This is a genomic window from Neoroseomonas rubea, assembly GCF_016106015.1.
Lineage (GTDB): Bacteria > Pseudomonadota > Alphaproteobacteria > Acetobacterales > Acetobacteraceae > Neoroseomonas > Neoroseomonas rubea.
On sequence record NZ_JACADQ010000178.1, the window covers coordinates 1 to 7,904 of the forward strand.

Here is a 7,904-nt window from a genome sequence, read left to right on the forward strand (position 1 = left end):
CATTGATCCCCCGCCCGCCCTGCGTCGGCGTGGCGGGCGCGCGGGAGGTCGCACCGCCCTGCGGCACCGCCGGTGCGGGGCCGACCGGCCCGCCGCGCGCATGCCGCGCATAGCCCGCGGCATGGAGTTGCACGCCGCCCTGCCCGTCATGCGCCCAGGTGACGGCCGGCAGCCCCTCCCCGGTCAGCCCCGTCACGTCCGGGGCCATGACGGTGCGCAGGTCCGTCGCCGAGAGAATTTCCACGCGCAGCCGGTTCTCGAAGCCAACGGCAAGCAGCGCGCCCTCGGGGGAGAAGGCGATGCCGAAGGGTCGCCCGCCCTGCACCGGCACGCGGTTGGCGACCTGCCGGTGGTCGGCGCCATAGAGCCGCACCGTGCCATCCGCGGCACTCGCGGCGAGCCGCCCGGCGCGGTCGAAGGCAACCATGCGGACGGGGCCGGTGAAGCCGCGATCCTCGAACAGCACGCGGCCATTCGTCGCGTCCCACACCTTCACGCCCGCCCGGCCGGAGAGACCCGCCGCGATCCGCCGCCCGTCGGGGGAGAAGGCGATGTGGTTGGCCGGCGCGTCGAGCCCCATCAGCCGCGCGAACAGGCGCCCTGTGCGGGCGTCGTAGATGTAGAGGCCGAACGAATTGTCCCAGCTGCGCGCCGTGAAGCCGCCGACCACAAGCCGCGCCCCGTCCGGGGAGAGTGCGGCGGCGTAGAGTTCCCCTTCCGGACCGGGCCCGATCGGCGGGCGGATCACCAGGCGCTGGGAGCCTTCCGGGAGGTTCCAGATGCGGACGGTCTTGTCGTCCGACACCGTGGCGAGGGTGGTGCCGGCCGCGTCGGTGGCGAGGCGCGCAACGTTGGCGATGTGCGCCTCGGCCTCGATGCGCAGGAAGGGCTGTTGCGGCGGCTCGGCCGGCGGCGCCTGCGCGAAGGCGATCCCCGCCGTCAGCGCGATGGCGATGCCCGCGGCCAGCTGGCGCCAGGGTGAGCGCCGGCGCAGGCGAGTCTGAGGAGGCGGCGCCCCCTCAGCCTTGCGCATCGCCGATCAGCCCGCCAGCTCGAAGCCCTGGCCCTGGGCCAGCCGGTCGGCGTTCTGCACGCTCTCGGCGAAGTTGTCGCGCCGGGCGATGTTGGTCGCGGCGAGCTGGCGGAACTCGCCATCCTGGCCGCGCCCGCCGCCGACCGCCGCCGTCGGGCTGCCCAAGCCGCGCACGCCGACCGCCGAGGCAGGCACGTAGCCGCGCACGCCCGAGGAGGTCTCGACGAGGGCGAAGTTGCCTTCCGCCGGGCGGACAGTCACCTGCTCCTGCGCGTTGAGCTGGCCGATCTGCGGCGCATTGCCTTCCGGCCGGATGCGGATCGGGGCGGAGACACGCGTCGTGACCGGCTGCGGCTGGCTGACGCGCGCGCCGGTGACGGCCTGCTTGGTGCCGGGTGCGATGGTCTCGATCGCCGTGTCGAACTCGGCGCCGCGCGTGCCGATCTTCTCGTTGATCGTGCGCGCGAGGGCGACGTCGCGGCGCATCAGGTCGCGCTGGTAGGACAGCAGCGAGAGTCCCTGGTCGCGGGAGAGGCGCCCGCCGCGGACATCGTTGCGGATGCGCTGGGCCTGCAGCACGCGGCAATCGACCAGCTGGTTGAAGGCGAGCTGTGTGCGGTCGAGCTGCGCGTTCTCGGCGCGCAGATCGCCGCCGACGGCCATCATCAGCCCGGCCTGGTCCTGCGCCTGGCGCTGGCGTGCCTGGATGTAGCCGGCGGTGCCGCCGATGATCCCGCCCGCGACGGCGCCGATCGCCGCACCCGCCAGGATGTCGCTGCCGCGCCGCCCGGTGGCGGCGGCGAGCAGCCCGCCGGCGATCGCGCCAGTGCCGGCGCCGATCGCGGCCCCGCGCAGGATGTCCTCACCGAAGAAGTCGCCGGTGCTGTCGAGGGCGACGACCTGGGCGCGGCAGGCGTCCCGCCCATCATCCACGCCGATGCGGGACGCCTGGGTGGAGACGCAGCCCGCGAGCATGGCGGCGGCGGTGACACTGGCAACGGTGCGACGGAGCTTGGCGCGCATCAAAAATACTCCAAGGCGCTGGGCAACGAGACACGGTAACAGTCCCCGCCGTGCCAATCCATAGCCGTTCGCGGCGGGGCGCGCGGAACGTGCGCAGGGTCACGCGCCGGCGCGCCGCGGTGCGGCGCCGCCGCACGCACACGGCTGATGCGGGGCCCATGCGATCTGCTCTAACCTCCGACGGTCCGCGGCCCGCCGCGCCATCCCGGCGCGCAGGCGGCCGCACGAACGAACTGGGAGACAGAACGCGCATGCTGACCACACGCAGGCTCATCCTCGGCGCCGGCCTCTCGACCTTCGCGATCGGCCGCGGCGCGCTGGCTCAGGGCGCGGGCCCGATCCGCATCGCGACCGCGGGGCCCATGACCGGCCAGTACGCCGCCTTCGGCACGCAGATGCGCGAAGGCGCGACGCAGGCCGTCACTGACATCAACGCGGCGGGCGGCGTGCTCGGCCGGCAGCTGGCGCTTGAGGTCGGCGACGATGCCTGCGATCCGCGCCAGGCGGTCTCGGTCGCGAACCAGCTCGCCGGGCGGCGCGTGAGTTTCGTCGCGGGGCATTTCTGCTCCGGCTCCTCGATCCCGGCGCGCGACGTCTATGCCGAGGAAGGCGTGCTGCAGATGTCGCCGGCTTCCACCAACCCGCGCTTCACCGACGAAGGCAAGTGGAACACCTTCCGCGTCTGCGGCCGCGACGACCAGCAGGGCCAAGTGGCGGGGCGCTACATCCTGCAGAACATGCGCCAGCGGCGCGTCGCGATCCTCCATGACAACTCGGCCTACGGGAAGGGCCTGGCGGACGAGACCAAGAAGGCGCTGAACGCGGGCGGGATGCAGGAGGCGATGTACGCCGCCTACACGCCCGGCGAGCGCGACTACAACGCGCTGGTCAGCCGCATGAAGGCGGCGAACATCGATGTCATCTACCTCGGCGGCTACCACACGGAAGGCGGGCTGATCATCCGCCAGGCCAAGGAACAGGGGATGAACGTCACGCTCATCGGCGGCGACGCGCTGGTGACGAACGAGTTCTGGCAGATCTCGGGCCCGGCGGGCGAAGGCACGCTGATGACCTTCTCCTCCGACCCGCGCAAGCGGCCGACGGCGGCGGCGGTGGTCGCGCGCTTCCGCGCCCGCAACGTCGATCCGGAAGGTTATGTGCTGTACACCTACGCCGCGATCCAGATCTTCGCCGAAGCCGCGAAGCGGACCAACGGCGTCGATCCGCGCCGGCTCGCCGCGGCGCTGAAGGCGCAGGGGCCGTGGCCCTCGGTGCTGGGCGACATCTCCTTCGACCAGAAGGGCGACGTCACCGTGCCGGACTACGTCTTCTACATCTGGCGCAACGGTTCCTACGCCGAGATCTCCTGACGCGCCGAGGGCTTCGGCGGTCCCGGGCCATGCGTGCCCGGGCCGCCGGAGCCGCGCCACCGATTGCGTCGCCTTGTAAGCCAGCGCACCGCGCTGGCTCCGCCCCGTACCTCGGCTCCTGCCGGTGCCAGCGACCGCCGTACAGGAGACGCCTGATGAAGTGGTGTGTTCCCGCCCTTGGACTGATCCTCGCAGCCGCACCCGCCATCGCCCAGGAGCGGCCACGCATGGTCCCGCAGCGCGATGTCGTCGTGACCTACGCAAGGGAGACGACGGGCGGTCCCAGGACGGAGGAGACGGCCTTCTCGGCCGCGGCGCAGGTCTTCCGCACCGTGAACTGGGAGGGGCCGCCCGCGGCGCGCCCCGCAGGCGCGGCGGACGGGTTCATGCTGCTGTCCCTGCGCGAGCGGCGGGTCGAGATGGCCGTGCCGCAGCAGCGCATCCTTGTCGCCTATCCGCCCGTGGCGGTGGAAGGCGCATACTGGAATCCCGCCTTGCGGGCGCGCAGGCTCGGCACCGACACGGTCGCCGGTATGGGCTGCACCGAATGGCGCTTGACGCATCCGACGCGCGGGCGGCCTCCCGCTTCGGGCGATGGGGAGTGGATCCCCGACCAGACCGCCTGCATCAGCGCCGAGGGGGTGCTCCTGCGGTTGAAGGACGAGGATGGCGCCATACGCATCAGCGCCGTGTCGGTCTCCTTCACGCCGCAGGACCAGGCGCAGTTCCGTGCGCCGGCCGGCTACCGCCGCGTGAGCTTCCAGGAGGCCGCGAGGATGCGGTGACGCGCCGGCGGGAAGACGTTGCATCGCGAGGGCATCGCGGTGCACCATCGCTCCGTCAACAAACGAAAGGAGGTGATCCGGTGTCTCATCGCTTCATTCGGGCAGTCGCGCCCGTGGCCCGGATCACTGCCGGCCTCTGAACCGGCAGGTCACCAGGGTTTCGCGGGCCGCACGACCGGCCACGCGATGGGAAGGCTCCGGGGGGAACGCCCCCGGGGCCTTCTGCGTTTTCGGGCGGCGCCCTAGGCTGCGCGGGGGGAACGCCAGGGGCCGCGCATGACCATCCGCAACGTGCTCTACATCATGTGCGACCAGCTGCGCTGGGATCACCTCGGCTGCGCGGGCCATCCGTTCCTCAAGACGCCGAACATCGATCGCCTCGCCGCGCGCGGGGTGCGCTTCGCGCAGGCCTATGTGCAGTCGGGCATCTGCGGGCCGTCGCGCATGAGCGCCTATACCGGGCGCTACGTCTCCTCCCACGGCGCCACGCACAACCGCGTGCCGCTGTCCGTCGGGGAGGTCACGCTGGGCTGGCACCTGCGCGAGAGCGGGCGGAGGCTGGCGCTGGCGGGCAAGACGCACATGCTGCCCGATGCGCGGGGCATGAAGCGCCTGCTGCTCGACGGGCAGGACGAACTGGCCGTTCTGCTGCGCGAAGGCTGGTTCACGCTGGTCGATCGCCACGACGGCCACCACGCCGAGAGCGACAGCGCCTATGCCGACTGGCTCCGCGGCAAGGGCTACGACTGCCGCGACCCCTGGACCGACTACGTCATCGCCGTGACGGACGAGGCCGGGAACACGCTGAACGGCTGGAAGATGCGCAACGCCCGCCTGCCCGCCCGGGTGCGGGAGGAGCACAGCGAGACCGCCTACACCACCGACCGCGCGATCGAGTTCATCACCGCGCAGGGGGACGCGCCCTGGGTGCTGCATCTGTCGTACGTGAAGCCGCACTGGCCCTACATCGCGCCCGCGCCCTGGCACGCCATGTATTCGGCCGACCAGTACCTGCCCGTCGCGCGCGACGCGGCCGAGCGCGGCAACGACATCCACCCGGTGCTGCGCGAATTCCAGAACGAGGAAGTGGCGAAGGCCTTCCAGCAGGACGACTGCATCGCCACCGTCCGGCCGGCCTATCAGGGGCTCATCGCGCAGCTCGACCATCACCTGGGGCGGGTGTGGGAAACGCTGGAGCGGCTCGGGCGATGGGAGGACACGCTCATCGTCTTCACCTCCGACCATGGCGACTATCTCGGCGACCATTGGCTTGGCGAGAAGGAGCTGTTCCACGACTGCATCCAACGCGTACCGATGATCCTGTTCGATCCCTCGGGCGATGCGGATGCGACGCGCGGCACGGTCGACCAGCGCTTCGTCGAGGCGATCGACGTCGTGCCGACCATCCTCGAGGCGCTCGGGCTCGATGCCGCGGAGCATCTGATGGAGGGCCATTCGCTGCTGCCGCTCACGCGTGGCAAGGCGACCGGCTGGCGCGACGCGGTGTTCAGCGAACTCGACTGGACCTTCCGCGGCGCGCGGCGGCGGCTCGGCCTGCCGACCGGCCAGCATCATGCCTGGATGGTACGCACCGACCGCTGGAAATACGTGCATTGGACGGATGGGCTGCGGCCGATGCTGTTCGACCTGGTGGCCGACCCGGAGGAATTCCACGACCGGGGCGCCGACCCTGCGCTCGAGGGCGTGCGGGATGCGATGCGCGAGCGGCTTCTCGCCTGGTTCACAGGGCTCAAGCGCCGCACGACGCTGACCTGGGCGGAAGCCGAGTTCCGCACCGACCGCCACAAGGCGGCCGGGGTCTTCTACGGGGAGTGGTGAACCGCGCTCAGCGCGCGATCCAGCTGTCCGGCCCCTCGCCCGTTTCTTCCGGCAGGTCGGCGGCGACATCCTGCACCATCGCCGACACCCATTCCGCGGCGGTGGTGCCGAGGGCCGCGGCGCGCCGCGCGATCTCCTCCGCCACATCGTCCGGAAGTTCGACTCTGACCTCGGCCATTGGCCCGCTCCTGGTTGCGATCACGCTGAAGGATACAGTCGCAAGGCTTTACGGCGCCTTTGCGTCCTCAACATGGGTGGCGTGTGGAATGCGGGATTCGTGCCAGCGGGGCGTCACGCCCCGATCGGGTGGTAGTCGCGGCTGAACCAGATCAGCCCGCGGGAGGCCGCGCCCTGGCGGACCGCCTCGACTTCGGCGAAGACGACGCTGTGCGTGCCGCGCTCGACCACCTCCGCGATGCGGCAGTCGAAGGACACGGTGGCGCCGTCCAGCACCGGCGAACCGGTCGACAGCAGGCCCCAGCTGGCATGGGAGAAGCGCTCGAGCATGTCCGCTTCCGCGCTGCGGCCGGCGAAGCGCGTCGACAGCGCCTCCTGCCCCGGGGCGAGGCTGTTCACGCAGAGCACGCCATTGTCCTTGAACAGCCGGTTCTGCGGGCTGCCGCGGTTGAGGCAGACGAGCAGCGTCGGCGGATCGTCCGTGACCGAGCAGACGGCGCTGACCGTCAGCCCGCCGAGGCCCGCCGGGCCGTCCGTGGTCACGATGTTCACCGCGGCGCCGAGCCGGGCCATGGCGTCGCGGAATTCCTGGCGAGTGACGGCGGGCATGCTTGGTCCTTCCTGGCCGCGGGCGATCGGCCCGGCCGGTTCATACAGGGATGTCACGAACGCTGCGGGCAGGGTCCGAAGCGGATTGCCTCGACGCGCGCGTCGATGCGGGCGCGGGTGTCGTCGACATCGGTCGCGATGGCAATCTTCTCGACCGGCGGCGGCGGGCCGCCGAAGGACTGGCGCCAGAGCGCGCCGAGATCGACCCGTTCCTCGAACCAGGCGCCGCGCGGCGCGGTCGCGGCGCGCAGCACGAACACGCGCCCGAGGCCCGCCATGTAGGGGCTGTCGAAGCCCTGAGGCTCCTCCCCCGTCCCGCCCCAGACGAGCGTGATGGCGGAACGCGGCAGCGGCCGGCCGCCGGCCTGGCTCTGCGCCAGCGCATGCTGGGTGCGCTGCCAGGCGCTGACGGTGCCGGGCCAGGCGGCGAAGCCGATGGTGATGGCAAGCGCGCGGTCATCCCCGCCCCGCCGGTCGAGCCGCGTCGCCGGCGGGCCTTCGTCGACGCGCCAGCGCCAGAACAGGCATTCGGCCGGGCGGCGTTCCCAGCGCCAGACGAAGCTGCCCTCCCCCCGCCCATGGACCGCGATGCCGCCATTGGCCAGGCGCTCGAAGCGCGCGGGGCGGATGCCGGGCCAGGCGCCGTCCTGCCAGCCGATCTGCGGATCGGCGGGATGCGGCGCGCCGGCCCCGCCCGCGAGAAGCGCGGCGAGGAGCAGGACGAGGCGGTGCGCCGAGGCACGGGGCATGGGCAACGCATCCGAGGTGACGGGCCGCGAACGGGTGCAGGCGCTCGTGGCCGGGTTGGCTGGCCCCGCGGGATGCGGAAGCCTGGTGCCGGTCCAGCAAGTTCCGTGCTCGGATGAAAATGAGGCCGGCCGGCCGGCGCCGCAAGATGCGACGCGGCCGCCGCGTCAGCGCTTGACCACGCCGCCGCCCGTCAGGTTGCCCCCGCCGCCGCCAAGGTTCCCGCCGGTCAGCCCACCGCCACCGGTCAGGTTGCCGCCGGTGCCGCCACCGCCCGTCAGGCCGCCGCCGGGCGGCCCGCCGGGCAGGCCCGCGGCGGGG

8 protein-coding genes are annotated in these 7,904 nt (G+C 72.2%); 3 read left to right on the forward strand and 5 right to left on the reverse strand.

Annotated features, from left to right (window positions below; genetic code table 11):
• Positions 1–1,033, reverse strand: a 1,033-nt coding sequence (locus HW577_RS15795) for a WD40 repeat domain-containing protein (protein WP_408639535.1), incomplete at its 3' end; no start/stop codon positions are given.
• 6 nt (positions 1,034–1,039) lie between these two features.
• Positions 1,040–2,056, reverse strand: a complete 1,017-nt coding sequence (locus tag HW577_RS15800; protein WP_198377115.1) for an SH3 domain-containing protein — start codon at positions 2,054–2,056, stop codon at positions 1,040–1,042.
• Positions 2,057–2,307: 251 nt separating this feature from the next.
• Here HW577_RS15800 and HW577_RS15805 point away from each other — a divergent pair, with 251 nt between their 5' ends.
• From HW577_RS15805 to HW577_RS15815, 3 genes are all read left to right on the forward strand, one after another.
• Positions 2,308–3,426 carry a branched-chain amino acid ABC transporter substrate-binding protein gene (locus HW577_RS15805; RefSeq protein ID WP_198377116.1) on the forward strand — a complete coding sequence of 373 codons (1,119 nt, stop codon included), beginning with the start codon at positions 2,308–2,310 and terminating at the stop codon, positions 3,424–3,426.
• A 155-nt stretch (positions 3,427–3,581) separates the two neighbouring features.
• On the forward strand, positions 3,582–4,211 hold the full coding sequence (locus tag HW577_RS15810) for a hypothetical protein (protein WP_198377117.1): 630 nt from the start codon (positions 3,582–3,584) through the stop codon (positions 4,209–4,211).
• 276 nt (positions 4,212–4,487) lie between these two features.
• Complete coding sequence (locus HW577_RS15815) at positions 4,488–6,050, forward strand: sulfatase-like hydrolase/transferase (RefSeq protein ID WP_198377118.1); 1,563 nt, start codon at positions 4,488–4,490, stop codon at positions 6,048–6,050.
• Positions 6,051–6,057: 7 nt separating this feature from the next.
• Here HW577_RS15815 and HW577_RS15820 read toward each other — a convergent pair whose 3' ends face one another.
• The 3 genes from HW577_RS15820 to HW577_RS15830 all read right to left on the reverse strand — a co-directional run bounded on the left by HW577_RS15820 (position 6,058) and on the right by HW577_RS15830 (position 7,585).
• Complete coding sequence (locus tag HW577_RS15820; protein ID WP_198377119.1) at positions 6,058–6,228, reverse strand: hypothetical protein; 171 nt, start codon at positions 6,226–6,228, stop codon at positions 6,058–6,060.
• Positions 6,229–6,341: 113 nt separating this feature from the next.
• The gene (locus tag HW577_RS15825) at positions 6,342–6,836 is read right to left on the reverse strand and encodes a flavin reductase (protein ID WP_198377120.1); all 495 of its coding nucleotides are present in this window, start codon (positions 6,834–6,836) and stop codon (positions 6,342–6,344) included.
• A 53-nt stretch (positions 6,837–6,889) separates the two neighbouring features.
• Positions 6,890–7,585, reverse strand: a complete 696-nt coding sequence (locus HW577_RS15830; protein WP_198377121.1) for a DUF3047 domain-containing protein — start codon at positions 7,583–7,585, stop codon at positions 6,890–6,892.
• Positions 7,586–7,904: the final 319 nt, after the last annotated feature.

Excerpts from the sequence above, each read along its gene's own strand:
- HW577_RS15800 (WP_198377115.1), bottom strand. The coding sequence starts at position 2,056 with ATGCGCGCCAAGCTCCGTCGCACCGTTGCCAGTGTCACCGCCGCCGCC.
- HW577_RS15805 (WP_198377116.1), top strand. The coding sequence starts at position 2,308 with ATGCTGACCACACGCAGGCTCATCCTCGGCGCCGGCCTCTCGACCTTC.
- HW577_RS15810 (WP_198377117.1), top strand. The coding sequence starts at position 3,582 with ATGAAGTGGTGTGTTCCCGCCCTTGGACTGATCCTCGCAGCCGCACCC.
- HW577_RS15815 (WP_198377118.1), top strand. The coding sequence starts at position 4,488 with ATGACCATCCGCAACGTGCTCTACATCATGTGCGACCAGCTGCGCTGG.
- HW577_RS15820 (WP_198377119.1), bottom strand. The coding sequence starts at position 6,228 with ATGGCCGAGGTCAGAGTCGAACTTCCGGACGATGTGGCGGAGGAGATC.
- HW577_RS15825 (WP_198377120.1), bottom strand. The coding sequence starts at position 6,836 with ATGCCCGCCGTCACTCGCCAGGAATTCCGCGACGCCATGGCCCGGCTC.
- HW577_RS15830 (WP_198377121.1), bottom strand. The coding sequence starts at position 7,585 with ATGCCCCGTGCCTCGGCGCACCGCCTCGTCCTGCTCCTCGCCGCGCTT.